25 protein-coding genes are annotated in these 26,608 nt (G+C 62.0%); 15 read left to right on the top strand and 10 right to left on the bottom strand.

Annotated elements, in window-relative coordinates:
• The first annotated feature begins 48 nt into the window (after positions 1-48).
• The 3 genes from ACR0CU_RS11470 (at position 49) to ACR0CU_RS11460 (ending at position 3,412) form a co-directional block, all read left to right on the top strand.
• Positions 49-1,389, top strand: coding sequence for a M16 family metallopeptidase (locus ACR0CU_RS11470; RefSeq protein ID WP_170447531.1), 1,341 nt, complete (start codon positions 49-51; stop codon positions 1,387-1,389).
• Positions 1,386-2,696, top strand: a complete 1,311-nt coding sequence (locus ACR0CU_RS11465) for a M16 family metallopeptidase (protein ID WP_170447533.1) — start codon at positions 1,386-1,388, stop codon at positions 2,694-2,696. The genes ACR0CU_RS11470 and ACR0CU_RS11465 overlap by 4 nt, the downstream gene beginning before the upstream one ends.
• Positions 2,697-2,947: 251 nt before the next feature.
• The gene (locus ACR0CU_RS11460) at positions 2,948-3,412 is read left to right on the top strand and encodes a cupin domain-containing protein (protein ID WP_170447535.1); all 465 of its coding nucleotides are present in this window, start codon (positions 2,948-2,950) and stop codon (positions 3,410-3,412) included.
• A 42-nt stretch (positions 3,413-3,454) separates the two neighbouring features.
• Here ACR0CU_RS11460 and ACR0CU_RS11455 read toward each other — a convergent pair whose 3' ends face one another.
• The 4 genes from ACR0CU_RS11455 to ACR0CU_RS11440 all read right to left on the bottom strand — a co-directional run bounded on the left by ACR0CU_RS11455 (position 3,455) and on the right by ACR0CU_RS11440 (position 7,034).
• Entirely contained in the window at positions 3,455-4,471 is a 1,017-nt protein-coding gene (locus ACR0CU_RS11455; RefSeq protein WP_254437587.1) for a DUF2955 domain-containing protein, read from the bottom strand.
• Positions 4,461-5,525 (bottom strand): HlyD family secretion protein, encoded by a 1,065-nt coding sequence (locus tag ACR0CU_RS11450; protein ID WP_170447539.1) that lies wholly within the window; start codon positions 5,523-5,525, stop codon positions 4,461-4,463. The genes ACR0CU_RS11455 and ACR0CU_RS11450 overlap by 11 nt, the downstream gene beginning before the upstream one ends.
• Positions 5,522-6,601 carry an AI-2E family transporter gene (locus ACR0CU_RS11445; RefSeq protein WP_170369119.1) on the bottom strand — a complete coding sequence of 360 codons (1,080 nt, stop codon included), beginning with the start codon at positions 6,599-6,601 and terminating at the stop codon, positions 5,522-5,524. The genes ACR0CU_RS11450 and ACR0CU_RS11445 overlap by 4 nt, the downstream gene beginning before the upstream one ends.
• Before the next feature lie 163 nt (positions 6,602-6,764).
• The gene (locus ACR0CU_RS11440) at positions 6,765-7,034 is read right to left on the bottom strand and encodes a potassium channel family protein (protein ID WP_315901678.1); all 270 of its coding nucleotides are present in this window, start codon (positions 7,032-7,034) and stop codon (positions 6,765-6,767) included.
• Between the two features lie 245 nt (positions 7,035-7,279).
• Here ACR0CU_RS11440 and ACR0CU_RS11435 point away from each other — a divergent pair, with 245 nt between their 5' ends.
• A complete protein-coding gene (locus tag ACR0CU_RS11435) occupies positions 7,280-9,928 on the top strand; it encodes an AsmA family protein (protein WP_170447541.1) in 2,649 nt (882 codons plus the stop codon).
• A 69-nt stretch (positions 9,929-9,997) separates the two neighbouring features.
• Here ACR0CU_RS11435 and ACR0CU_RS11430 read toward each other — a convergent pair whose 3' ends face one another.
• From ACR0CU_RS11430 to deoC, 3 genes are read right to left on the bottom strand one after another with little or no spacing between them, the layout of a single operon-like run.
• Entirely contained in the window at positions 9,998-10,807 is an 810-nt protein-coding gene (locus ACR0CU_RS11430) for an SDR family oxidoreductase (protein ID WP_170370221.1), read from the bottom strand.
• A gap of 27 nt (positions 10,808-10,834) precedes the next feature.
• Positions 10,835-13,168, bottom strand: coding sequence for an aldehyde dehydrogenase family protein (locus ACR0CU_RS11425; protein ID WP_170447543.1), 2,334 nt, complete (start codon positions 13,166-13,168; stop codon positions 10,835-10,837).
• An 11-nt stretch (positions 13,169-13,179) separates the two neighbouring features.
• Positions 13,180-14,178 carry a deoxyribose-phosphate aldolase gene (deoC, locus tag ACR0CU_RS11420; protein WP_170447545.1) on the bottom strand — a complete coding sequence of 333 codons (999 nt, stop codon included), beginning with the start codon at positions 14,176-14,178 and terminating at the stop codon, positions 13,180-13,182.
• A 197-nt stretch (positions 14,179-14,375) separates the two neighbouring features.
• Here deoC and ACR0CU_RS11415 point away from each other — a divergent pair, with 197 nt between their 5' ends.
• The 6 genes from ACR0CU_RS11415 (at position 14,376) to ACR0CU_RS11390 (ending at position 21,705) form a co-directional block, all read left to right on the top strand.
• Positions 14,376-15,329, top strand: coding sequence for a metal ABC transporter solute-binding protein, Zn/Mn family (locus tag ACR0CU_RS11415; protein ID WP_170447547.1), 954 nt, complete (start codon positions 14,376-14,378; stop codon positions 15,327-15,329).
• Between the two features lie 2 nt (positions 15,330-15,331).
• Positions 15,332-16,135: a metal ABC transporter ATP-binding protein gene (locus ACR0CU_RS11410; RefSeq protein WP_170433862.1), complete on the top strand. Its 804-nt coding sequence runs from the start codon at positions 15,332-15,334 to the stop codon at positions 16,133-16,135.
• A 3-nt stretch (positions 16,136-16,138) separates the two neighbouring features.
• The gene (locus ACR0CU_RS11405; protein ID WP_170447549.1) at positions 16,139-17,344 is read left to right on the top strand and encodes a metal ABC transporter permease; all 1,206 of its coding nucleotides are present in this window, start codon (positions 16,139-16,141) and stop codon (positions 17,342-17,344) included.
• Positions 17,341-18,270, top strand: coding sequence for a metal ABC transporter permease (locus ACR0CU_RS11400; protein WP_170447561.1), 930 nt, complete (start codon positions 17,341-17,343; stop codon positions 18,268-18,270). The genes ACR0CU_RS11405 and ACR0CU_RS11400 overlap by 4 nt, the downstream gene beginning before the upstream one ends.
• 282 nt (positions 18,271-18,552) lie before the next feature.
• Positions 18,553-20,409 (top strand): DNA mismatch repair endonuclease MutL, encoded by a 1,857-nt coding sequence (gene mutL / locus ACR0CU_RS11395; protein WP_170447563.1) that lies wholly within the window; start codon positions 18,553-18,555, stop codon positions 20,407-20,409.
• Positions 20,410-20,466: 57 nt separating this feature from the next.
• Entirely contained in the window at positions 20,467-21,705 is a 1,239-nt protein-coding gene (locus ACR0CU_RS11390) for a DNA recombination protein RmuC (protein WP_170391230.1), read from the top strand.
• Between the two features lie 3 nt (positions 21,706-21,708).
• Here the strand turns inward: ACR0CU_RS11390 and ACR0CU_RS11385 are convergent, their stop codons facing one another.
• From ACR0CU_RS11385 to ACR0CU_RS11375, 3 genes are read right to left on the bottom strand one after another with little or no spacing between them, the layout of a single operon-like run.
• Positions 21,709-22,113, bottom strand: coding sequence for a hypothetical protein (locus ACR0CU_RS11385; RefSeq protein ID WP_170447565.1), 405 nt, complete (start codon positions 22,111-22,113; stop codon positions 21,709-21,711).
• Between the two features lie 56 nt (positions 22,114-22,169).
• Positions 22,170-22,820 (bottom strand): ChrR family anti-sigma-E factor, encoded by a 651-nt coding sequence (locus tag ACR0CU_RS11380; protein WP_170447567.1) that lies wholly within the window; start codon positions 22,818-22,820, stop codon positions 22,170-22,172.
• Between the two features lie 10 nt (positions 22,821-22,830).
• Complete coding sequence (locus ACR0CU_RS11375; protein WP_217356827.1) at positions 22,831-23,487, bottom strand: sigma-70 family RNA polymerase sigma factor; 657 nt, start codon at positions 23,485-23,487, stop codon at positions 22,831-22,833.
• 150 nt (positions 23,488-23,637) lie between these two features.
• Here ACR0CU_RS11375 and ACR0CU_RS11370 point away from each other — a divergent pair, with 150 nt between their 5' ends.
• The 5 genes from ACR0CU_RS11370 (at position 23,638) to ACR0CU_RS11350 (ending at position 26,581) form a co-directional block, all read left to right on the top strand.
• Positions 23,638-24,408, top strand: a complete 771-nt coding sequence (locus tag ACR0CU_RS11370) for a DUF1365 domain-containing protein (RefSeq protein ID WP_170447569.1) — start codon at positions 23,638-23,640, stop codon at positions 24,406-24,408.
• Positions 24,409-24,495: 87 nt separating this feature from the next.
• Complete coding sequence (locus ACR0CU_RS11365) at positions 24,496-24,813, top strand: DUF3775 domain-containing protein (RefSeq protein WP_093964170.1); 318 nt, start codon at positions 24,496-24,498, stop codon at positions 24,811-24,813.
• Positions 24,814-24,904: 91 nt separating this feature from the next.
• The gene (locus ACR0CU_RS11360) at positions 24,905-25,978 is read left to right on the top strand and encodes a hypothetical protein (protein WP_170447571.1); all 1,074 of its coding nucleotides are present in this window, start codon (positions 24,905-24,907) and stop codon (positions 25,976-25,978) included.
• A gap of 121 nt (positions 25,979-26,099) precedes the next feature.
• Positions 26,100-26,327, top strand: a complete 228-nt coding sequence (locus tag ACR0CU_RS11355) for a DUF1127 domain-containing protein (RefSeq protein WP_170447573.1) — start codon at positions 26,100-26,102, stop codon at positions 26,325-26,327.
• A gap of 50 nt (positions 26,328-26,377) precedes the next feature.
• Positions 26,378-26,581 (top strand): DUF1127 domain-containing protein, encoded by a 204-nt coding sequence (locus ACR0CU_RS11350; RefSeq protein WP_093964173.1) that lies wholly within the window; start codon positions 26,378-26,380, stop codon positions 26,579-26,581.
• Positions 26,582-26,608 lie beyond the last annotated feature (27 nt).

Genomic DNA, 26,608 nt, shown 5'->3' with positions numbered 1-26,608 from the left:
TTCGGCGTCACCGTAGTTTGAACACCGTAACGAAACGGAGGATGCCCCATGGCTCGGGCCTTGGCGTTTTGCGCCGCTTTGATGACCGCAACCCCGGTTTTGGCCGAAACCGGGCACGAGGCCGTCACCACCTTTACTCTGGACAACGGCATGGATGTCGTCGTGGTCGAAGATCACCGCGCGCCCGTGGTTCAGCATATGGTCTGGTATCGGGCCGGATCGGCGGACGAGCCGATCGGGTCGTCAGGTGTGGCGCATTTCCTCGAACATCTTCTGTTCAAGGCCACCGATACGATGGAGGCGGGTGAGCTTTCGGCCACCGTTGCTGCCAATGGAGGCAACGACAACGCTTTCACGTCGTATGACTACACGGCCTATTTCCAGCGTGTCGCGGCCGACCGGCTGGAGTTGATGATGAAGATGGAGGCCGACCGGATGCGCAACATCCGGCTGACCGAGAGCGACATTGCCACCGAGCGCGACGTGATCCTGGAGGAACGCAACCAGCGTACCGAGAACAACCCCCGCGCCCTGTTCGGCGAACAGATGAGCGCGGCGCAGTATCTCAACCACCGTTACGGCGTTCCGGTGATCGGCTGGAAGCACGAGATGGAGACATTGGACATGGAGGACGCGCTGTCCTTCTACCAGACCTATTACGCGCCCAACAATGCGATCCTCGTGGTGACCGGCGATGTGGATCCGGCTGAGGTCAAAGCCTTGGCCGACACCTATTATGGCGTGATCCCCGCCAACCCGGACCTGCCTGAACGGGTCCGATCACAGGAACCGCCGCAGACCGCCGAGCGGCGTCTGACCTTCAAGGATGCGCGGGTGTCGCAACCATATGTTCAGCGCAGCTACCTCGCGCCCGAGCGTGATGCCGGTGCGCAGGAGAAAGCTGCGGCGTTGTTCCTGCTGGCCGAACTGCTGGGCGGCAGCACCACGTCCTACCTGAACGAGAAACTCCAGCTTGAACAGCAGCTGGCTGTTTATGCCGGGGCGTTTTATCGTGGGGTGTCGCTGGATGACACGACCTTTGATCTGATCGTTGTTCCGGCTGAAGGCGTGTCACTGCAAGAGGCCGAGGATGCGATGGATCAGGCGGTGGCCGATTTCATCGCCGAAGGCGTCAACCCGGAGGATCTGGACCGGATCAAGATGCAGCTGCGCGCCGCACAGGTCTATGCCCGAGACAATGTCGATGGAATCGGCAATCGCTATGGTCGGGCGCTGACCAGCGGCCTGACGGTCGAGGACGTGCAAGCCTGGCCCGACATCTTGCAGGCCGTCACCGGCGAAGAAATCATCGCCGCCGCGCGCGAGGTGCTTCAGCCCGAAGCGTCTGTCACCGGCTGGCTGATGCGTGATGACGAGGTGACCCAATGATCCGTTTCCTTGCCCCCTTGATCGCCCTGCTGATCGCTCTGCCTGCCTGGGCCGAGATCAAGATTCAGGAGGTCACCTCGCCCGGCGGCATCCGGGCCTGGCTGGTCGAGGATCACTCGATCCCGTTCACTGCGCTGGAACTGCGGTTCCGCGGGGGCACGTCACTGGACGATCCCGACAAACGCGGCGCGGTCTATCTGATGAGCGGCCTTCTCGAAGAAGGCGCGGGCGACATGGATTCTCGCACCTATGCGCGGGCGCTGGAATCCCTGGCGGCGTCGATCGGATACAGGGCCACCGATGACAGTGTTGCGATCTCGGCCCAGTTCCTGACTGAAAACCGGGACGACGCCGTTGACCTGCTGCGCACCACAATCCAGCAACCACGCTTTGATCAGGACGCGATCGACCGGGTTCGGGCGCAGGTCCTGTCCGGGCTGCGCTCGGAACAGACCGACCCCAATGACATCGCGGGTGAGGCATTCGCCAAAATGGCCTATGGCGATCATCCGTATGGATCCAACGGCAAAGGCTCGATCGACAGCGTATCGGCCCTGACCCGTGACGATATCATCGACGCATACAAAGGCGTCTTCGCCAAGGACCGTCTGTATGTGGGCGCAGTGGGCGACATCACACCCCAAGAGTTGGGTGCGTTGCTGGACAATCTGTTGTCGGACCTTCCCGAAACGGGCAAACCGATTCCCGGGAATGCAGAGGTGACGATTCCCGGTGGCGTCACGGTGGTCGAGTTCGACACGCCGCAATCGGTGGCGCTGTTCGGCCAGAAGGGTATCGACCGCGACGATCCGGATTTCTTTGCAGCCTACATCCTGAACCACATCCTCGGCGGCGGCGGCTTTGAAAGCCGCCTGATGCAGGAAGTGCGCGAAAAACGCGGCCTGACCTATGGCGTCGGGACCTATCTGGTGCCCAAGGATCTGGCCTCGGTCTATCTGGGGTCGGTATCCTCGGCCAATGACCGGATCGGGCAGGCTATCGAGGTAATTCGCGACGAATGGCGGCGCGCGGCGACCGAAGGTGTAACCCAGAAAGAGCTGGACGACGCCAAGACCTATCTGACCGGCGCCTATCCGTTGCGCTTTGACGGCAATTCCCAGATCGCGGGCATCATGGTGGGCATGCAGATGGAAGAACTGCCGATCGACTACATCGCGACCCGAAACGACAAGGTGAACGCAGTGACGCTGGACGAGGTGAACCGCGTTGCGGCCGAGCTGCTGGACCCGGACGGGCTGCATTTCGTGGTTGTGGGCAAACCCGAGGGGCTTGAGACCACGAACTGACGCGAAGGGCCGGCAGTCGGCAGGCCTTTTGCAGAATTCTCGACGAGCGGCCATTCAACGCCGCTCGCCCCGGGTCCCTTGAACCGGAAGCGTCCGCAACCTCTGGATCGTCCGCGTATCCGCCACCTGTTCCGTAAAACCGGTACGGTGCTCACGGTCATGCGGGCCCGTCGGCGGGCTTGTTTCACTTGATGGACAGATGTCATCATGAAGCGGAACCATTGTCGAGGGTAAGGAAGGAGGGGTCATCGATGCCCTATCAGTTCTGGCATTCGAAGTTGACCGACCCTCCCATCCACGTCCCGGCGATCGGACTGCAGTTGTTTGTCCGGATACCGCACGACACCACCGACGAGAATATCTCGGTCATAGAGACAATCAACGAACCGGGCTTTGGCCCGCCCCTGCACCGTCACCCGCAAACTGAGATCTTTCGCGTTTTGGACGGGCGGTATCTCTATGAGTGCGATGGAAAGCGTTTTGTTGCAGAAACAGGCGACGTCGTAACGATCCCCGGGGGCGCCGCGCATGCGTTTCGCAACCTTTCCGACGGGCCAGCGCGGCAACTGGTCATGATACTGCCATCCTTCGACACGGTCGCCTTTTTCAACGGGCTGGGAGACATCATGGCAGACGGAGTTCCCGACCGGGACGTGCTGAATGCATTCTCCGAAAAATGGCAGATCGAGTTTCTGGGGCCGCCCCTGCAGCTTTAATGTCAGTCCAATTTGCCTCGGGCGCCAAAGTTGGCGGCTGCGTCATGCATTCACCGGGTTTTCGCGTTTCTTTTCCGGCCAGAACTCATCCACGACCACGTAGGCTATGATGACGAACAGGGCCGCGCTTGCGACTTGCAGAACGCGAGTGATGCTTTTGACGTCGGCCTCGTCCGAAAACGGTGAAATCGACCCGCCGTAGACAATCAGGACCGTCGTCAGGGCCGATCCGGCGGCGGCGGCCAGCGGGATCTGGGATTTGCCGAGCGCGCCCAGCGTCACACAGGCGAAAAAGCACAGCAGGATCGGCGTGAGAATGACCGGCGCGATGACGTTGACTTCGTAGCAGATGATGGACGCTGCTGCGCCGAGCAGGTTTGCCGTCAGCATCGCCTTGGCCACGGCTTTGCCGGCGGCAGGCATCGCAGCGAGCTGCTGGCTGAGAAGAGCCACAAAGAACAGAACCAGCAGGGCAGACGCCCCAGACACAAAAAATGCCAGGGCGAAAGGAACCGTGACAAGCGACATTCTGACGATGCGCCGATGCTTGTCAAAATCAGCGGCGGATGCGGCTTTGGCCTGCGTGGCGTTCTGGGGGGCGGCTGGAATCAGCGTGAACATCAGCGTCGATACGAAACCGGCAAACAACAGATTCAGCGGGATCCAGAATACAAGCACCAGCGCCAGATCCGGAGATTGCAGAACGAGGCTAGGGATCATCAGCGCCCCCATCAGGGCGATGACGCCCGGCAGGACACCGGCACCAGACACGGACCATATGAAGGACAGGATTATCCCGATCGCCACCAGTATTAGAAACACGACCGGATAGGGCGCGAAAACCGATGAAAGCAGGAAAGAAACGAACATCAACGCAATCGAGAAGATGAACAGTTTCGCAAACGCGGCCAGCGGTAATGCGGTAGGTGCCTGAAGGAAGAGCGCGGTGAACACCGCGCCAACAACCGCCAATGGCCACCCAAGGAAAAGCCCCAGGGAAAAGACGGCGGTCACACCCAGTGCAAGTCTGTAAACGGCGTTTCTGTCCTCAGTACGCATAAGAAAAGATCGAAACCAAACGAATGTATGTCCGGCCGACCGCGTTCAGTATCCCGTTGTCGCTGAGGTACATGATGACATCCGCCTGACCGTTCAACTGAAACCTGAGGTCGTCTTCCGCGCTTCCGGCCTCGTAGCCCGGCAGTATGATGCGCACGGGAAACCGTTCAGGTTCGCGCAGAAAGCCTTTGGTGCTCGGCGGGCTTGCCAATTGTCCGGGTGTGTCGCCGCCACTCAGCGAGACCGCCGCGCTGAAGCTTTCGATTTTGCCCGGTATGATCTGACCGGGGTGCATATCCAGCACGACATCCACCGGAGACCCGACGGTGGCGCGCCCCAGATTGTTCTCGGTGAAATACGCCTCGATCCACACGTCCGTCGCATCAAGAAACGTCAGCAGATCCTGGCCGGACCGGGCGTATGTGCCGGGTGCAATTAACAAGTTGGATATGACGCCCGTAGCCGGCGCGCGCAGTTCGGTCCATTCCAGATTGAGCTCGGCTTCGGCCAAAGCCGCCAAGGCACGTTGGATTTTGGGATTCTCATTCCCTTCGTCCCCAAGCCTTTGCTTGGCCTTCTCCAGATCTGCTTTGGCGTTTTCATAGTTCGCCTCGGACTCGGCCAGCTGGCCTCGGGCATCGTCAGCTTTCGAGATGGCAATCAGCCCTTTCTTCTCGAGCGCGAAGACCCGCTCCGTCTGAATGCGCATCGTATCCAGATCGCTCTGCGCGCGGGCCAACTTGGCTTGCGCCGCACTTACCTCGGCCGAGGATGCGCCGACCTCCTGAGTGGCCGCCTCAAGGTCGGCCTGGGCTCTGTCGCGATCAATCTCGTAGGGTCTCGGGTCGATCCGAACCAGCAGATCGCCGGCCGAGACGACCTGCCCGTTTTCTACCAATACCTCGATCACGGTTCCCGTGACCTGCGGAACGATTTGGGTCGCCACGGCCTTTACCCGTGCGTTCCCGGTGAACGGCGTCTTGCGGTCGGCAACCAGATACCAGATGAGGAAGATGAGAATGACGGCCAGTGTCGTCCAGATCGTCTTCCTCATTTTGCGGCTCCCTCGGCGGTGTCATCGGTCGCTGGTGAGGCGTCGATCCAGACCTTGAACAACTCGTAGAAGACGGCGAACAAGACCGGCCCCATGAAGATGCCGATCAGGCCATAGGCCATCATCCCGCCCAGAACCCCGATGAGAATCACGAGCATCGGTGTCTCCAGGCCTTTTGAGATGAAAACCGGCCGCAAGAAGCTGTCCATTATGCTGACGGGAATGGCCAGAACGGTGAAGATCAGCGCCGCTCCGCCGGACATGGAACTCCATGCATAGATGACCAACGGCAGAAGAACGAGGCCGGGGCCGATCTGGATGATCGAGAGGATCAGGCAGATGAACGCCAGCGTCGCGGCCGAGGATATCCCGAACAGCGCCAACAGGACCCAGACAACGACGGCCTGAATGGCGGCAACCCCGATTACTCCCTTGGTGACGTTCCGGATCGTGGCCCCTGCCAGAGTGACGAATTCGCCGCCGCGTGGCGCAAAGACGCGGTTGGCAAAGCGCTGAAGGCCCTGCACCAGATCCGGTCCGGGGCTGAACAGGGCGCCCATGATCACCACCGACAGCGCAAGGCCGAGAAGCCCGATTCCGATCCCCAGAACTTTGCCAAAGAGCGATTTGGTGATCTCGAGGATTTGCGCGCCGTATTTTGCAAGCGCACCATCCAGGTTCCGTTCGAACATGCCCCAGGCATCGGCAAGCTTGGCACCGACCAGAGGCAGATCCTTCAGGCCTTCCGGCGCCGGAGGTATCTTCAACTCGCCCTTGTCAGCTTGCTCGGCAAACTCGGACCCCAGTTCCGCAGCCCCAGATACCGCCGTTGCGACCGGCCCCAATGTGAGAACCAGACCCAGCAAAACCAGGATCGTCGTTGCCAGCTTCTTCCGTCCCCCCAGCTTGGACTGAAGCCAATCGAAGGCCGGATAAAGCGCAACGCAAAGAATTGTGGCCCAGATGACCACGCTTGCAAGCGGGGCGACCATGACCAAGGCGCTGTAGAGAAACAGCCCGAGAAACAGCAACCTTATCGCAAGGTCGACAATCTTTGCGTCCTGAGTCTTTTCCATTCCATCCCCCTGGTATGTTTTTCCGTATGTTACACTCAAAAAAGTAAATATGTATATTTTTTGAGCTATTAGGGGATGCCCGGCAGTGCGATGGTTGACTCAGCCCCAAATTTACAAGCGGATCGTGGGGCGCAAAGCACGCAGTGGCTCACCTTGCCAGAGCCTATTTTTTCGGGGTCTCATCCTCCTGGGACAGGATCGTGTCGGCCACGGTCGTCGCGGCGGTGACGAAGATACCCAGACCGACGATTATGTACGCCATCGTAAAGATCTTGCCCGCAGCGGTTTCGGGAGAAAAGTCGCCAAAACCCACGGTCGAGATCGTCACTACGGAAAAATAGACGGAGTCCAACCAGCTCCACCCCTCGACAAAATGGTAGAACACGGACGCCCAAAGGATCATTCCGACGGTGAAGGCGAGTATGCCTTTCACTCTGCCGTCCTTGAAAGCGACACCTATCCCACGCGTTATTCTGGTCAGTGAATTCATCATGCCCTCATTCGCAAAAGAATTCACGTATAGCAGTAATTGGATGATTGTGTGAATCCAAAGGGTGAGTTGGCCGGGGCAAAGGCGATCTCGTGGCCTCGGAAGGCGCGCGAAACATGTATTCCATTAACATGATGGATAAATGCTCTAGGGTAATCACATGCTGAATCGGGACACTGAGGGATAACGTGCGAATAATTGTCAAAGGTGTCTTGATCTGTTGCGCGGTCGCGCTTGTGGTTTTTGCCGCGGCGTGGCTGTTTCTGTCGTCCGCTTTGTTTTCGTCGGTGCGGACCAGTTTCGTTGAGAACCTGATCTCAAAGAAGCTGGGTCAGCCGGTCTTGATTGAGGATGAGGTGCGTTTGGGCCTTGGCCGTCAGTTGCAGGTATCAGCAGCGGGACTGGTCCTTCCTGCAACGCCCAAGGCCGAGGCGGATCTGGCAGCGATCGATCAGATCGAGTTCGACGTATCTGCACGGGACCTGTGGAACAGCAAGCTGTCGGTGAGCAATCTTTCAGTGTCTGGGGTTCATCTGAACCTGATCACAGACGAAGAAGGCGTGACCAACTGGCAGTCCTTTTCGCGCACCGGGGCCGAAACCGACACGGCTTCGGAACGTCCGACCCAGCCTTTGGCCGGTATCCTGACGGATCGCACGATCGACCTGAAGGATGTCACGGTACTTTATCAGAACGACCTGAACGGCATTGGGCTGGACTTGCAGCTTCCAGAACTGGTTTTGCAGCGCGATGCCGAAACCGATGTTGCCTCGGCGGTCGGAACGGGGTCGCTCAACGGTCAGAGTTTTGACTTGAAGGGCACGTTCCCGCCTCAGGACCCGTTCCAAGTGGCATTGAACTTTGATCAGATTTCGGTTGAAGCCCAACAGATTCCTGTGGAGACCGGCCTTCAGGTCAAGACGACCTTTGAGGTCGATCAATTGGGTCAACTGCTCGATGTCTTGAAACTCAACCGCGTGTTGGAGGGTTCGGGCAATGTTGGTGCAACATTCAAGCTGGCAGACGGCGTCGCACGGGTTGATGACCTGTCTGTTCTGGCCGAGCTGGATGGTGGCCAAAGCCTTTCCGTCACCGGACAAATCGGAGAATTGGGCAATCCGGAAGATGTTTCTTTGACGACCCGCATTCGCCTGTATCCAGAGGATGCCGAGCCGGCTCCGGCTGCCTCGCGGTATGACCTCAAGCTTATCGCTGTGGATATGGTCATCGACAGTGTCCCGGGACAGGTCCCGCAACGGCAGATGGTCATCAAGACGAACGGTTTCACCTTGGACACCTCTGGTGAGGGCCCGCCGCCGATCAAATTCTCTGAGCTTGCGAGAACGCCCGAAGGCGCCCTGAGCGTGGGCAACATCAATTTGAGGATCGGAAACCCCGCCGATCCGTTTATAATTCTGACCGGTTCGGTCGAGGATGCGTTGCAGTTGCAGGGCGTATCCGCCGAAGGTTTGATTGATATTCCGGCAAGCAGTCTGATCTCGCCCGAACTGTTGGGCCCCGATGACCAGCTGGGCAGGTTTTCGGGAAACTTTCATTTGGACGGAAACATCGAACAGCTTGCTTTGACCAATCTGGATGGTCAGACAAGCGAAACCGAGGTCTGGAACCTGGAGGTGCACGGGTCCGTAGAAAATGTCCTCAAGTTCGAGAATCTGGATCTGGCAATCGACGTGGATGTTCCGTCTGGCGCGGACCTTCTGAAGGCCTTGTCGCTGGAGCCGGTGGACACCGGGCGGGCCCATCTTGAAATCGACCTGGTAAGTGAAGGCACCGATTGGAATGCCAATGCCAATGTCGAGGTTTCCGAGTCGGTCTTGAAAATCGCGGCGGATCTTGATGACGCAACAAGCGATCCCGTGCTGCAGGGGTCGATCGAGAGCGATCTGATAAAAATCGATCAAATCCGGACCATCGTTCAGGCGGCCGCCCAACTGCGCAAGATAGGTGGTTCACCGCCGGAGCAGGAAGATGCCGAGCAAGGCGACGGTGACACAGGTCCGTTGAGGGATGTGACCCTCAAACCCATCGGGCGGGCCATTTTGCTGTCGGGTGTGAATGTAGATGTCGACATAGACCTGCGTCACATTGAGGGTGCAAAGGGCATCAGCAGCCTGCAGAGCGAACTGACTCTGGACGAAAACGAGCTACGGGCCGGACCTCTGAAGTTTGAATACGGAGGTGGTCATTTCGACGTAAGCGGGCAAATGGATCTTTCGAATGAGGCGCATCTGCTGACCCTGACCGGAAAGGCGGGCGGATGGCAGTTGGATGACCTTCTGCAAAACCTGAACTTCAAGAAGGGCGCCAGCGGTACGGTGTACGCAGATTTCTCGGTTACGGGGGGCACGGACACCGTCAAGCAATTCGTTGGCAGCATGAGTGGCAATGCTACGGTTTCCATGCGTGACGGTTCGATCGAAACCCAGCTTCTGGATCTGGCCGGGCTGGGTATTCTTCCCTGGGTATTTACCAAGGAAAAACAGAAAGTGGCGCCAATCGTGTGCCTGCGCGCTCCGATCAGCATTTCCAACGGAAGAATCGAGACGAAACAGACGACGCTGGAAACAGATCATGTTCAGGTCGTTGTCTTTGGCGCTGTCGACCTGACGGACAAGGTGTTGGACCTGAACATCCAGCCAAGAAAGATTGGCGAGCCACTTGCGCGCAGCCCGTGGCCAGTGACCCTGAGGGGCGCGCTCGCTGAGCCCAAGGTCAAAGTCAAGGACGGCCCGAAAAGGCTGAAGCGGTCGGATGGTGCAGACCAGATGCCGGCACAAAGAAAGCTCTGCATCCCGGATATCCTGCAGTTGCAGTAGAGGCGGTTTGCCAAGCGGCCACGGCCCTGCCTGTGTTCGGCAAGGTCGGCCGAGCCTGTCGGACGCGGATCACCCCTTTTTCATGCTGCGCAGCATCTGCCCCATCATCTGGCCGAACTGACCCGAGCCGCGCTGATACAGCGCCCCGTCCACGGCCAGAACCGTACCGCTGACATAGCTGGCCATGTCCGAGGCCAGGAACAGACAGGCGTTGGCCACGTCCTGGGGCGTGCCCCAGCGGCCCAGCGGCACGTCTCGGCGCAGCTGCTCGCCCGCGTCGGGGGTGGGGGCCAGACGCTTGGCGCCCTCGGTGCCTTCGATGAAACCCGGCACCACCGAGTTCACCCGGATGCCTTCCACGCCCCATTCCATCGACAGGGTGCGGGTGATCTGATCGACCCCCGCCTTGGCCGCGCAGACATGGGCCTGGCCCTCGTAGGGCAGATAGGATTGCGGGGCCGAAATGTTGATGATGTTGCCGCCGGGCCGTTTCAGATAGGGATAGGCGCCTTTCAGCACATGCACGGTGCCCATCAGGTCGATCTCGACCACGGTGCGGAAGGCGTTGACCGACATCTCCGCCATCAGCGCCGGGAAGTTGCCCGCCGCCCCCGAAACCAGCACGTCGAAATCACCGAGCGCCGCGTGGAACTGTTCCAGCCCCGCCGCGACCGCCTCGGCATCACGAACGTCGAAGGCCGCGCCGATGGCCTCGGCCGCGCCGGCCGTCTTCAGCGCGGCGATGGTGTCGTCCACCTTCTCCTGCGAGCGGCTGGCCACGGCCAGTTTGGCGCCCGAGGCCGCGAAGGCCTCGGCGATGCCCCGATTGATACCGCTGGTTCCGCCGATGACGATGACCGTCTTTCCTGCAAAGTCCATGTAGAGCCTCCCGCTTTGGAAGGGGCCCTACTCGCCGTAGGGCACCCAGATGTTCTTGATCTCAGTCGCAGCCTGCAGGAAGCGGCGGGTGTGGTCCATGCCCCAATCGAATGCCGTCGCGTTATTGACCCAGGTCCGTTTCAGGTTCCCGGCCGAGACGACCTCGATCTGCGCTGACAGGTCCGATGACGAGAAGGACCAGACCGCATCCACGTTCAGATGCGAGGCCAGCGGTTTGGCCAGTTCCTCGTGGCTGCCCGTCAGGATATTGACCACGCCTGCGGGCACGTCCGAGGTGTCCAGCACCTGATAGAAATCGGTGGCCGCCAGCGGATAGGGCTCGGACGCCACTAGAACCACCCGGTTGCCCATCGCGATCGCCGGGGCCATGGCCGAGACCAGACCCAGCAGTGGCGCTTCGTCAGCGCAAAGCGCACCAATCACGCCCACCGGTTCCTTCATTGCAATCGCCACGCCCCGGATCGGAACGCCATGAACCTGGCCGTCATACTTGTCGGCCCAGGCGGCGGCGGTAAACAGGCGCTGGATCGCGGCGTCGACCTCTTTCGCGCCGTCCTTGCGGCCGGTCATCGCGTCGATGCGATGCGCGAACTCGTCGGTGCGGGCCGAGAGGTTCTCGCCGATGTAATACAGGATCTGCGCTCGCAGATGGCCGGTGGTTTTCGACCAGTTCGCCGCACCTGCCGCGGCCTCGACCGCGTTGCGCACGTCCTTGCGGTTGGCCAGACCCACATGGCCCAGCAGCCCCGCCTTGCCCCAGACCGCGCGGGAATAGCCGCCATCGGGCCGGGCCTGCTTGCCGCCGATGTACAGTTTGGCGGTACGGTCGACCGGATCGACCGGACCGCCTTCGCCCGCGACGGGTTCGATCTTGGCCAGCGGCTTGGTCTTGCCCTTGGGCTTGGTATAGGCGCTCAGCCCTTCCCAGCCACCTTCCCGGCCAAAGCCGCTTTCGCGCACGCCGCCAAAGCCCGCGGCCGCGTCGAACAGGTTGGTGGCATTGACCCAGACCACGCCCGCGACCAGCTTGGGTGCGATGTCCAGCGCAAGGTTGACGTTCTCGGTCCAGACCGTGGCCGCCAGCCCGTAACGGGTGTTGTTGGCCAGCTCGACCGCCTCGGCCGGGGTGCGGAAGGTTGATGAGACCAGAACCGGACCGAATATCTCCTCCTGCATCAGCGGGTCCGAGGTCTCGAGTCCGGTGATCAGCGTTGGCGGGTAGTAGCAGCCGTTCGCGGGCAACTCACAGGCGGGTTGGTAAACCTGGCCTACCGCGTTGCCCTCGACCATCGACTTGATGGTCTGCAGCTGCACCGGGTCCACCACGGCGCCCACGTCGATGCATTTGTCCAGCGGGTTGCCGATGCGCAGCGTGTCCATGCGGGCGCGCAGCTTGGCATAGAACCGCTCGGCGATGCCCTCCTGCACCAGCAGGCGCGAGCCCGCGCAGCAGACCTGGCCCTGGTTGAACCAGATCGCATCGACCAGACCTTCGATGGCACTGTCGATGTCGGCATCGTCAAAGACGATGTAGGGCGACTTGCCGCCCAGCTCGAGCGTGAGGGCCTTGCCCGACCCGGCTGTGGCCTCGCGGATGCGGCGCCCCACGATCGTCGAGCCGGTAAAGGCGATCTTGTCCACGTCTGCCTTCACGATCATCTCGCCCACCGCGCCGTCGCCGGTGACGATGTTGACCACGCCCTTGGGCAGACCGGCCTGCATGCAGATATCGGCAAACAGCAGCGCCGTCAGCGAAGTGTATTCGGCAGGCTTCAACACCACCGTGTTGCCCATGGCCAGCGCCGGGGCCACCTTCCACGCCAGCATCAGCAGCGGGAAGTTCCACGGGATGATCTGGCCGCAGACCCCCAACGCCTGTGCGTCGGGCAGCTCGGTTTCCATCAGCTGGGCCATACCCGCGTGATAGTAGAAATGCCGCTGCACCAGAGGAATGTCGATGTCGCGCGATTCCCGGATCGGCTTGCCGTTGTCGAGCGTCTCCATCACCGCGAACAGGCGGGCGTGTTTCTGGATCAGCCGCGCGATTGCATATAGGTATCGGGCGCGGGTCGGGCCGCCCAGCTTTTCCCATTTGGGTTGCGCCTTGCGGGCGGCGGCCACGGCGGCGTCCACATCGGCTTGGGTGGCCTGGGTCAGCTTGGCCAGAACCTCGCCCGTGGCCGGGTTGCGGCTTTCAAAACCCTTGCCGGGTTTGGTGAAGGCGCCGTCGATGAAATGGCCGAACTTGTCGCCCTGATCGACCAGCCATGCCAGGGCTTCGGCGGCACTTTCCGGGGCGGGTCCGTATTCCATGGTCTCGAAAATCTCTTTGACTGTCATTGTTCCTGTCCTCAGCCCATCGGGTGCCGGTATCCGGCCGAGTATGCCCCGGTGACGAAATGTTCCAACTGCCGCTCGATATCGCCCAGCAACGACGACGCGCCGAACCGGAACAGGTCGGGTTGCAGCCAGCGGTCGCCCAGCTCATCCTTGATCAGCGACAGGTAGACCAGCGCATCCTTGGCCTTGGAAATCCCGCCCGCGGGCTTGTAGCCCACGCGATAGCCGCTGCGGTCGAAATAGTCACGGATCGCCCGGATCATCACCAGCGACACGGGCAGGGTGGCGTTGACGCTTTCCTTGCCGGTCGAGGTCTTGATGAAATCCGCCCCCGCCATCATGCAGACCAGCGAGGCGCGCGCCACGTTGCGCAGGCTGCCCAGCTCGCCGGTGGCGAGGATGGCCTTTACATGCGCATCGCCGCAGGCGGCGCGAAACGCCTTCATCTCGTCATAGAGCGCCTGCCAGTCGCCCTTCAGCACATGGCGGCGCGAGATCACGATGTCGATCTCCTCGGCCCCGGCCTTTACGCTTTCCTCGATCTCGGCCACGCGCAGGTGAAAGGGCGACAGGCCCGCCGGAAAGCCTGTGGACACGGCCGCGACCGGAATGCCGGTGCCAGTCAGCGCATCCACCGCCGTTTCGATCATGTCGTGATAGACACAGACCGCGCCGGTGGTGATCGGCGGCATGTCCAGCGCCCTCAGCAGGGCAGGGGACACCGGCTGCCGGGCCTTGGCGCACAGGCGGCGCACGCGGCCCTCGGTGTCATCGCCGGACAGGGTGGTCAGGTCGATCATGGTGATCGCCTTCAGCAGCCAGGCGGCCTGATGCTCTTTCTTGACCGACCGGCGCCCGGGCAGGGTCGCGGCCCGGCGTTCAATGGCCGAGGTGTTGGCCTGCACGGCGCGCACCCAGTCGAGGTCCAGATCCATGCCGGGGTTTCGGGGCTCGGTCACTTGCGGCAGATGCGCGGTGCGCACGGGGCTTTCTGAGCTCTGCGTATCCATTGTCACGTCCTTTGGGAGGTTTGCGCCAAAATCGCACGGGAAACGGCCAAAGGAAAGGCAAACTGGACGCCTTTGGACACTTTTTTGACCAAATGGACAAATCCGGCTTTTTCTTGCGAGTAATTCGCAACACGGTTGACTTAGTTGCGAATGGTTCGCATATTCATTCTCAACTGGTACTCGGAACGAGGTCACATATGATTCGCCGCAGTTTTATTTTTGCCCTTGCTCTTGGTGCCGCGCTGCCCTTGGCGGCGTGGGCCGAGGCGCCGCTGAAGGTCGTGGCGACGACCGGAATGATTGCGGACGCCGTGCAGCAGGTCGGCGGTGATCAGGTCGAAGTCAAAGGGCTGATGGGTCCCGGAGTCGACCCGCACGGCTATCGCCAGACCCGCAGCGATATCGTTGCTGCGACAAGGGCCGACCTGGTCTTGTGGCACGGCTTGTATCTTGAGGCGCAGATGGAAGACTTCTTCCACGACCTCGGGCGCAAACGCAAAGTCGTTGCCGTGGCGGATGCCATCGACAAGTCGAAACTGCGTGCGCATGCCGACTATGCCGACAAATACGATCCGCATGTGTGGATGAGCCCGGTTCTGTGGAAAGACGTCGTCGTCGAGGTGCAAAAGGCGCTGACCGACGTGCGGCCAGACTCCGCCGCTTATTTCGCCGCCAACGCACAGCGTTTTCTGGCTGAAATTGACCAGTTGGACGCCTATGGGAAAAAGGTTCTGGTCCAGGTGCCCGAAGACAACCGGGTGCTGGTCACCGCCCATGACGCCTTTGCCTATTTCGGCGAGGAATTCGGGTTCGAAGTGTTGGGGATACAGGGTATCTCGACCCAGTCCGAGGCGGGGCTGAACCGGATCGGAGAATTGGTCAACACTTTGGTCGCGCGCAACCTGACCGCCGTCTTCGTTGAAAGCTCGGTCTCGGATCGGTCGATGCGGGCGTTGATCGAGGGTGCGGCGGCGAAGGGTCATACCGTCTCGGTCGGGGGTGAGTTGTATTCGGACGCCATGGGCGAGCCGGGCACCTATGAGGGCACCTATATCGGGATGCTGGATCACAACATCACGGTCATTGCACGGGGCCTGGGTGCGGATGTGCCCGAACGCGGCATGTCCGGCAAGCTGTCGGCGGGGCTCTGACCATGTTGGAGCTTGCGGCTGGCAAATCGTCATCAAACGGGGACCTGACGGTGCAGGACAGCCCGCTCGTGATCCGGGGGATGACGGTATCCTACGGTCAGAAACCGGCCATTTTCTCGGTAGACATGACGGTGCAACCCGGGGCCATGACGGCCATCATCGGACCGAACGGCGCTGGCAAATCGACGTTGCTCAAGGCGGCGCTGGGTATCGTCAAGCCGCTGTCGGGCCAGGTGCTGGTGTTCGGCAAGGCGTTGGACCGGCAGCGGGCCCGTATCGCCTATGTGCCGCAGCGCGCCAGTGTCGATTGGGACTTCCCGACGCGGGTCATCGACGTGGTCCTGATGGGCCTGTCACGGGAACTGGGCTTGCTGGGCCGGGTCCGGATGCGACACATGGCCCACGCGATGGAGTGCCTGCATCGGGTCGGGATGCATGAGTTTGCGGACCGCCAGATCGGCCAGCTTTCGGGTGGTCAGCAGCAACGGGTGTTCCTGGCGCGCGCACTTGCTCAGGATGCCGATCTGTACCTGCTGGATGAACCGTTTGCCGGGGTCGATGCCGCCACCGAAAAAGCCATCATCTCGGTCCTCAAATCCCTAAAGGAAGCCGGCAAGACGGTGGTCGTGGTCCACCATGACCTTGCCACGGTCACGGATTATTTCGACCACGTGTTCCTGATCAATACCCGCAAGGTCGCCGAGGGCCCGGTCGAGCAGGCCTTTACCGCCGAAACTCTTCAGGCCGCCTACGGGGGGCGGCTTGCCACCGCCCAGATCAACCAGATCTCGGGCACTGCGGGCTGACACATGCTGTGGGACGCTCTGACCCTGCAATTGGGGTACAACGCCACCTTGGTTGCCATCGGGGCCACGCTGCTTGGGTTTTCGGCTGGCGTGACAGGCACCTTTCTGTTTCTGCGCAAGCGGGCGCTGGTCAGTGACGCCATCAGCCACGCGACCCTTCCGGGCGTCTGCATCGCCTTTATGGTTTTGGTGGCGCTGGGCGGAACCGGGCGAAACCTGATCGGACTGCTGTCCGGCTCCGCGATTTCGGCCGCCGTGGGCCTTTTGTGCATGAACTGGCTGATCCGCCGCACCCGTCTGGCCGAGGACGCAGCGATCGGGGCGGTCCTGTCGGTCTTCTTCGGCTTTGGTATCGTTCTGCTGACAATCATCCAGACCATGGGAGTGGGCCGACAGGCCGGGCTTGAGGGGTTCTTGCTGGGCTCGACGGCCGGGATGCTGTGGTCTGACGCTCTGATCATCGCGATCGGCGGCGCTGCAACGCTGCTGCTCGTCATGATCATCCGCCGCCCCATGATGATGGTGGCGTTCGATTCCGAATATGCGGCCGCCTTGGGGCTGCCCGTGCATCGCATCGACCTAGCGATGATGGGGCTTGTCATGGCGGTCACGGTTGTCGGGCTGAAGATCGTCGGATTGATCCTGATCGTGGCTTTGCTGATCATACCCGCGGTCACGGCGCGGTTCTGGTCGGACCGGTCCGACCATGTGGTGGTGTTGTCGGGGGTCATTGGTGGGTTGTCGGGCTATCTGGGTGCGGCGGTGTCCGCCTCGGCGCCCAACTTGCCGACCGGACCGATCATCGTCCTGTTCAGCTTTGGCTTTTTTGTCCTATCGCTGTTTCTGGCTCCGGTGCGCGGCGTATTGGCCGCGATCGTGCGGCATCTACGGTTCCAGCGGCGGGTTCACATCCGACAGGGGTTGCTGGCGCTTGCACAAGGCCAGAACATCTATGAGCCCTACACATTGCGCCTGCTGCGTCAGGCCGGACTTGCCTGGCCCGACGGGGTGGCTACAGATGCCGGCAGAGCGCAGGCGGCCAAGGCGCTGCGCGACGAGAAACGCTGGGAAATCGTACGCGCCGACAATGCGCACGAGGCAGCCGCCGCCCTGTATGACGGATTGCGCGACATCGAAACGGTTCTGACCCGGGACCAGATCGACGACATCGACCGCCGCATTGGCGGACCACGGGAGGTTCGCCCATGAGCGGTGAAGAGTTTGTTCCCCTGTCCTTGACGCCGCTGCTGATCGGGACTTTCGCGGCCATCGCCTGCGCCTTGCCAGGAAACTTCCTTGTGCTCCGAAAACAGGCACTGATCGGCGACGCCATCAGCCATGTGGTTCTGCCCGGGATCGTCGTGGCCTTTCTTGTCACCGGCGCGATCTCGACCTGGCCGATGATGCTGGGCGCCGCGGGCGCGGCGGTTGTCGCCGTCGTGCTGATCGAGACCATCCGGAGGCTGGGCCAGATCGAACCGGGCGCCGCAATGGGCGTCGTGTTCACCACCATGTTCGCCGGAGGGGTGCTGCTGTTGGAGCAGACCGACACCTCGAGCGTTCATCTGGATGTCGAACACGCACTCTATGGCAGCCTGGAAAGCCTGATCTGGCTTGACGCGACTGGCTGGTCCTCGCTGCTGGATCCGGTCGCGCTGGCCGGTCTGCCGCCCGAGCTTGCTCGGATCGCCCTGACATTGGTGGGTGTCAGCCTGTTCGTCTGGCTGTTCTGGCGGCCGCTCAAGATCTCGACCTTCGACGAAGGCTTTGCCCGGACGATCGGAATTCGAACCGGGGCGCTGGGAATGGCGCTGGTGATTGCGGCGGCGATTGCAGCCGTGGCCGCGTTTGATGCCGTCGGCTCGATCATCGTGATCGCAATGTTCATCTGCCCGCCGGCCGCCGCCCGGATGATGACCGACCGGCTTGAGACCCAGATTGCCTGGAGTGTTGTCTTCGCCATCCTATCCGCCGTGTCCGGCTATATCCTGGCTGGATATGGCCCGCTGTGGTTGGGCGGGTCGGACGCCGTCAGTGCGGCCGGGATGATTGCCACCATGTCCGGCCTGATTCTGGCATTCACGGCCGTGTTTGGCCCCTGCCGGATGCGCGCAGCAGCGCCGGGTCCGGGCTGATCCGGCGTGTTCCCGCCACCCGGTCCGGTCGGTGATCGGCCAAACTTTGCCCACCAATCGGGGCAAGCGAACCTTAAGCAGATTTGTCCAACGCACCGTGTTAGACACCGCGCCATTACATCGTTAATGACCACCACTCACCACGGATCGTCCGGGCAATCGTGAAACTTATGGCAACCAATTCGGGTTGTGCATCTCGATTGGCCGGGCGATCCGACCCCCTATACCAAAGCAGCGTAAACCGGTGGCAGAATCGCGTGCGATTGTGCTAGGTCTAGCGGTATGGCGCAGGCAAACCCCAATATCAGCGAAAATCGCCCGGTAATCCGGCAACTCGACGAGGCCGCGATCAACCGCATCGCCGCCGGTGAAGTGGTCGAACGCCCCGCTTCCGCCGTCAAGGAACTGGTGGAGAACGCGATCGACGCCGGCGCGACCCGGATCGCCATCGACATCGCCGATGGCGGCAAGACCTTGATTCGCGTCACCGACGATGGATGCGGTATCGCGCCCGAGGATCTGCCGCTGGCCCTGTCGCGCCACGCGACCTCCAAGATCGACGGGTCGGACCTGCTCAACATTCACACCTTCGGGTTCCGGGGCGAGGCGCTGCCCTCGCTGGGCGCGGTGGGGCGCCTGACCATCACCAGCCGCGCGACGGGGACCGAGGCGGCCCAGATCCGCGTGGCCGGCGGCAAGATGGAACCGGTGAAGCCCGCCGCCCTGCGCGCCGGCACCGTAGTCGAGCTGCGCGACCTGTTCTATGCCACGCCCGCGCGGCTGAAATTCATGCGCACCGACCGGGCCGAGGCGCAGGCGATCTCGGACACGGTCAAGCGGCTGGCCATGGCGGAACCCTCCATCACCTTCACCCTGCGCGATGTCTCGGGCGGGGGCGAGGGGCGCGTGGTGTTCCGCGCCGACCGCGAGAACGGAGACCTGTTCGACGCGCTGCACGCCCGCCTGGCCCGCATCCTGGGGCGCGAGTTTGCCGAGAATGCCTTGCAGATCGACGCCACCCGCGAGGGGATCAGGCTGTACGGATATGCCGCTCTGCCCACCTATTCGCGCGGCGCGGCGGTGGCGCAGTTCCTGTTCGTCAACGGCCGGCCGGTGCGCGACAAGATGCTGACCGGGGCGCTGCGGGCGGCCTATTTCGATTTCCTCAGCCGCGACCGGCACCCGGCGGCGGCGCTGTTCATCGACTGCGAGCCCACCTTGGTGGACGTGAACGTGCACCCCGCGAAATCCGAGGTGCGGTTTCGCGATCCCGGCGTGGCGCGCGGGCTGATCGTCTCGAGCCTGCGTCACGCGCTGGCCGAGGCGGGGCACCGCGCCTCGACCACCGTGGCCAACGCAACGCTGGGTGCGATGCGGCCCGAGCCGGCCCCCGCGGTACCCGCGCGGGTCTATCAGATGGACCGGCCCTCGCCCGCGGCGCGGGCCATGGCCTATCAGGCGCAGGCGCCCGGCTTTGCCGATCTGGCCAATGCCTACAGCGGCAGCGTGGTCGAGCCCGTGGCCGAAGCCGAGCAGCCCGACCAGACCCCGCCCGAGCACCTACCCCTGGGGGCCGCGCGCGGGCAGGTGCATGAAAACTACATCATCGCCCAGACCGCCGACGGCATGGTGATCGTGGACCAGCACGCCGCGCATGAACGGCTGGTCTATGAGAAACTCAAGACACAGATGGCCGAGAACGGCGTGGCCGCGCAGGCGCTGCTGATCCCCGAGATCGTCGAACTGTCCGAGGGCGACTGCGCCCGCCTGCTCGCGGTGGCCGACGACCTGTCGCGCCTGGGCCTGACCATCGAGCCCTTCGGCGGGGGCGCGGTGGCGGTGCGCGAGACCCCAGCCATTCTGGGCGAGGTCAGCGCGCGGGCGATGATCCTCGACATTCTGGACGAGCTGGCCGATCAGGGCGAAAGCCAGACGGTGCAGGCGCGGATCGAGGCGATCCTCAGCCGGGTGGCCTGCCATGGCTCGGTCCGCTCGGGCCGCCGGATGCGCGCCGAAGAGATGAACGCCCTGCTGCGCGAGATGGAGGCCACGCCCCATTCCGGCCAGTGCAACCACGGGCGGCCGACTTACGTTGAGCTGAAGCTGAGCGATATCGAACGGTTGTTCGGCCGCAGTTGATCCGGCCGCCGATCGGCGGTAGAAAAGAAGAAACAAAACAAGAACGCACAGGTTGAGATGATCGAGATTGCAGGCACCCGATATTCGCTGGAAGACCCCATGGTGATGGCCGCCCTGATCGGGGCGGGCGTGGTTCTGTTGATCCTCGTCCTGCTGTTTCTGGCCCTGCGCGCGGCCAACCGCTCGGCCCGGATGGCCGAGCCGCTGGCGCAGCAGCTGGCCTATCTGGGCCAGCATGTGCAGCAGTTGGGGCAGGGGCAGGAGCAATTGCGCGGCGGGTTGCAGCATGTCTCGGACACGCAGGCCAATGCGCAGGTGCAGGTGATCCAGACGGTCGAGGCGCGGCTGTCGGCGGTGCAGCAGCACATGAACGACCGGCTGGCCGACAACGCCATGAAATCCGCCCGCGCGCTGGCCGAGATGCAGGAGCGGATGAAGGAAACCCTGCATGGGTCTTCGAAACAGACCGCGACCTCGCTGACCCAGTTGCAGGAACGGCTGGCCGCCATCGACAAGGCGCAGGACAACATCACCAAGCTTTCGGGCGACGTGCTGTCGCTGCAGGACATCCTGTCGAACAAGCAGACCCGCGGCGCCTTCGGCGAGATCCAGTTGAACGACATCGTGTCCAAGGCGCTGCCCTCGGACAGCTATGTGCTGCAGGCGACCCTGTCGAACGGCAGACGCGCCGACTGCCTGATCCGCCTGCCCAACCCGCCGGGGCCCATCGTGATCGACAGCAAGTTCCCGCTGGAGGCCTATGAGGCGCTGGTGGGCGCGGGCAATGACATGGAGTTGAAGGCGGCGGTGCAGATGTTCCGCAGCACGGTGCGCAAACACATCACCGACATCTCGACGAAATACATCCTGGACGGTGAAACCGCCGACGGGGCGCTGATGTTCCTGCCCTCCGAGGCGGTCTATGCCGAGCTGCACGCCAAGTTCCCCGAACTGGTGCAGGAGAGCTTCTCGAAACGGGTCTGGATCGTCTCGCCGACCACCTGCATGGCCACGTTGAATACGATGCGGGCGATCCTCAAGGATGCGCGGATGCGCGAACAGGCGGGCGCGATCCGCAAGGAACTGGGAATGCTGCACAAGGATGTGGAGCGTCTGGGCGACCGGGTGGCCAATCTCGACCGGCATTTCGGGCAGGCGGCCAAGGATATCTCGGAAATCAAGATCAGCGCCGAAAAGGCCGGCAGGCGCGCGCAGCGGCTGGACAATTTCGATTTCGAGGAACTGGCCCCCGAAGACCGCGCCAACGTGGTGCCGCTGGGCAAGTCCGAGGGCTGAGGCCTACTGGATCGACAGGTCCAGATTGTAGCCGACGGTCTTGCCGGTATCGCGGTCGTTGCCCATCAAGTAGACGCGGATGGTATAGTCTCCGTCCTCGGGCAGGGTGATGCGGGCTGTGTTGCCGTTGACTGAGCCATTGTAGATCGCAACCCCGTCGCTGCCCGGCGGCAGGATGTTGAAATAGACTACGCCGCTGCCGTTGGTATCGCTGACCTGAAGCTCGGCAAACAATTCCTGCCCGCCTTTTGCACCCAGCACGTAGTCGAAATATTCATCACCCGTAATGGTGCCGTTGACCATCGTCCCGAAGTTTCCGGGCTGGAATCTCACCTCGGCTGTCCTTTGGGCCAAGGCGGGCAAGGCCACAACGGCAATGAACAGGGCTGCCAGAGCTTGTTTCAACATTCTGCATATCCTCCCGGTGATTCCCGGCTCCAAGCCTAGCACAACCGAGGGACCGTTCAGATTCGCAGGAAGGGCTGCACCAAACGTGGGATCAGGCTGTTGAACTTCAGCGGAGCGTCGGTCACCGCCAGGCAGATGCAATCCTCGGACATGTCGGCCACGGGCGTGTGTTCCAGGTCCTCGTCTGCGATCTCGACATCGCCGCGGGCGAAATGATCCACCTCGTCGGAAAACGCGCCTTGCAGAACCATGGTCAGTTCCATGCCCTTGTGGCCGTGGTCCGGTACCGCCGCACCGGCCGGGATGAATAACAGGCGCGCCGTAGCGTCGCGCGAGGTTGGCAGAATGGCCTGCTTGACGCCCATGCCAATCGGCTTCCAGCGGATGCTGTTCACATCGCCGCCAACGTAATCTTGCAACGGTGCCGGCAGCACGTCGCATTTCGCGCGCGCGGGCTTGGGGGTCGGCGCACCCTGCGCGATCAGAGCCATTGTCGACGACAGGGCATCCGCGGACAAAGGCGCGGCTTCGACCTGGTCCTCAAGCATGTGTCCGCCCACCGCGTCATAACTCTCGGCGCGGGCGCGACAATGGTCGCACAGGGACAGGTGGGTCGCGACCATCAGGTCGAACGCTTCGGGCAGTGTGCCCGAGGCGTAGGTCATCAGCAGGTCGTCCGTCAGGTGATGTTTGATCTCGTTGCTCATCTCTATCATCTCAGTTCATCGCGTGGCGCAAGCGGTCCAGCGCCAGCCGTATTCTCGATTTGATGGTGCCCAACGGAAGCCCGGTCTGCGAGGCGATCTCGCGATGGCTCAGGTCACCAAAGTATGCCTTCTCTATCAGTTCCCGCTGTGCCTCGGGCAATTGCAGCAGGGCCGTCTTCAGTTGCGCCGTTTCCTGTTGCAGCGCGATTACGTCTTCCTGTTCGGGTTCCGCCTCGGGGCCCCATGTCAGTTCTTCCGGTTCAGGACGCCGCTGTTTGCGAATGGCGTCGATGCGTTTGTTCCGCGCGATCGTAAAGACCCATGTCGCCACGGTGGCCCGTGACGGATCAAACAGATGCGCCTTGTGCCACAACGTGGCCATGACTTCCTGCGCGCACTCCTCGGCCAACGTCGCGTCCGAACCCGACCGGATCAGGAACGCTTTGACCCGAGGGGCAAAGTGCTGGAACAGCTCGGCAAATGCCGCCTGATCCTGCGACTGCCGGATGCGTTTGACGTGGGACACCCACTCGCACTTTGCCGCGCCATTGTTCTTCGTACCGTTCACCGACGATCCCTTGGTTCGTTTCGTGCCGTGCCCAGCCGGCCGCGCCGCCGGGGCGGTCGCGACATCGTCCGGAACAACGGTGTCCATCTCGGTAAACATAACTGTATTACGCTGCCGCACCCAAGTCGGATCACGCCTGCCCGAGATTTTTGATCCGGTCGCGCGTTTTTTTCGTATCATGACCATGGATGTTCGCTGAAAAACCCAGCCGATCCAGAATGTTGACCGCTAGAAAAGATCAGTCCGACCATGCCAGAAATCGACTTCGTTCCGGCCCATACCTTTCACGGAAGGAAAGGTGCGATCGAGAACGCCTTTCGCTACTCGGTCGACTACATCCTGCTGGATCCCGAACAAGTGGCGGAAACGCCCGCGTTGTTTTCGTTAGATAAACCCAACCTCACCGGCTGGCGGACCCGGGATCATGGAGGGGAGCCTGGCGATGGTCGAGGTGCACCGTGGCTCCGCGACGGTCTGCGGGCGATGCAAATCCCCCAACCCGCGCAGGTCCTGTTGCTGACCCAACCCCGGGTGCTGGGCCACGTATTCAACCCGGTCAGTTTCTGGTTTTGCCTGAATGACGCAGGCGCGCTGTTTGCCGTGGTGGCCGAGGTCACCAACACTCATGGAACGCGGCACAGCTATGTCTGCCACAAGCCGGGGTTTGACGTGATCGCTCCTTCCGATCGGATTTGCGCGACCAAGGTGATGCATGTCTCACCGTTTCAAAAGATCGAGGGCACTTACACTTTCCGGTTCGACCTGCGCCCGGACCGGGTCGGGGTTTGGATCGACTACGTCCGCGACGGGGGCGGTTTGATTGCTACGCTCACGGGCGTCCGGCAACCTCTCACCAATGGCGCGATCCTTCGTTCGCTGCTGCGACGCCCGTTTGGCGCGCGGCGGGCGGTTGCATTGATCCACTGGCAGGCGCTGAAACTGTGGATCAAGAAGGCCACTTTCCGACCGTTCCGCACCGCACCGGTGCCCTCTCACCCGGTCTCGCGCCCGCACGAGTGACGATCTGCAGTTTGCGCAAGATCAAGGACGCGGGCGTGATGCAATGGTTGAGATGGACTCCAATTGCGGACAGAGGAGTTGAAACCAATGCTGGAAATCTCGCCAACCAAAGTCGCCCAGGTCGCCATGATGGGCCGCGAGCTGGATCGCGCCGAGGGCGAGCTGCGGGCTTTTATCGATCGCATGGACGAGGACGAGCAAGCCGAGTTGGTGGCGATCATGTGGATTGGACGTGAAAGCTTTTTCCCGGACGACCTCAGCGAGGCGATCGCTACGGCCAAGGCCGAGGCTTCGACGCCATGCGCCGATTACCTCATCGGCACACCGCATCTGTCGGATCACCTTGAGAACGGGTTGGACGCGTTGGGCATCTCGGCCGAAGATGTCGAGAACGACCTGATGTAGACTTGGTCGCCCGCACGGTGTTTCTGCGCTATGCTCCGGGGCAGAGGGCGCCGTGTATGGCACAGCGCCCGGTCCACAGCAGGGGCGCCAGATGCCGCGCATGTTGAAGACGATATTGTTGTTAGCCCTTATGGCCGTGCCGGCGTGGCCGCAGCGTCCGGCGCAGGCCTGCACCGTTTGTCTGGCGCTTCCCGAAAACTCTCTGGCCGACCGGTTGTTGTCTGCTTCGGTCATCGTTCTGGCCGCGCCCGCGCCCGACGACCCGTTCCGCTATGCACCCGTCGGGTTGCTGAAAGGCAGTTGGGACGAGGTTGCGGACCTCCCCCAGATACCGTTTCTGGTGGACAGCAGCACGCGGAATGCTCTGCGGGCCGATCCTGACCGGGTAGTCTTGATGATCTATGGCCCCGGCAGTCGGGACAAGGCCGGGCGCGCCTTTGATCAGTCCTGGAGCAAGGGGTTTCTGATGACGCCACAGCGGGCCGATTTTGTTGCCGAGGTACAGGCGCAAGGCCAAGGTTGGCGGTTGGACGGATCCCGATCCGCCGAGCGCGCCGCGCTTTTCGCGGCCTATCTGAATTCCGGAGACCGGTTGTTGCGGAACACCGCTCTCATCGAACTCCACCGGGCACCCTATGCGGCTGTGCGCGACCTTCGCGATGCTGCTGCAACCCCGGATCTTCTGCGCGATTTGCGGAGCCTGAATCGCGTCGCCTATGCCCCGGCAACGATCCGGCTGCTGGGCCTGCAATCTGATCCGGCAGCGGCAGAGGCAGTGCGCGCGGTCTATCCAAAGGCGGTCGCCACCGGAGGGTTCAACCTGCGCGAATGGGCGCTTGCCGGTATCGAAATCGACGGCGACCAAGCCCTGAATACGATCCAGGAGGCCCTGACCGCCAGCCCGCTTTCCCCACAGGATCGACAGGCGATCATCGCGGCGCTGATTGACGGCGGCGATGCGATGCCGGAACACCGCGGGAAGATCCTTGATATCTTTGCCGGCGAGATTGCGCACGACCAAAACACGGCCGGGCAGATCGCCCTGGCCACGCGCGATTGGGGGGATGACACGCTTGCCCCTGCGCTGCGGGCGCTTCTGGCTGACCCGCAGATCGACCCCGCCACCGCCTTCGCCATCCGGGTGGCCCTGCCAACCGGTCAGTGACCCCACCAACCCTGACGTAAGGTTAACAAAGCTTAATCCGTTGGTCCGGAACCGTTAACGCGGCGTCCTTTTATCTGATGACAGTACTGCAATGCAGTTCGGATTTCAGGAGGACAAACCAATGGCAACCGCACAAACCACACAGTCGAACCACAGCCTGTTTCATGACCTTTTTGCAAAATACGCCGAGGCCAAGACCGAACGGTTTCGGAAGCAGATCTTTGCGAAGACGGTCCGTGACCTCGAACGCCTGAGCGACCAGCAGCTCTACGATATCGGCATCACCCGCGCGGACATCCCTCAAACGGCCTATCAGAGCGTCTATCAGCGCGCCGCGTTGACGCAATAACCGGGGCCGCGCCCCACCAGGACACCGGCCAAACTGGGAGGAAACAGCCGATGCTCGACACAATGCAACCGACTCAACAACCCTGCCCATCCGCCAGCGCGCTGCTTCTGTTCGACCGCGCCATGCGCATCCGGGCGGTAAAGGATGACATCGTACGCGCAGCGCAACATCTGAGCGGTCTGGATGACCGGCAGTTGTCCGAGCTTGGCATCAACCGCAGCGATCTTGAGGAAACGATCGAGCGCTACATCTGAACCACAAGCGCCAATCCAACGGTTGGT

This window comes from Ruegeria sp. BC2, from assembly GCF_056539245.1.
Note: the sequence above shows the minus strand (reverse complement) of the source record. Positions and strands in the feature narration are given on the sequence as shown.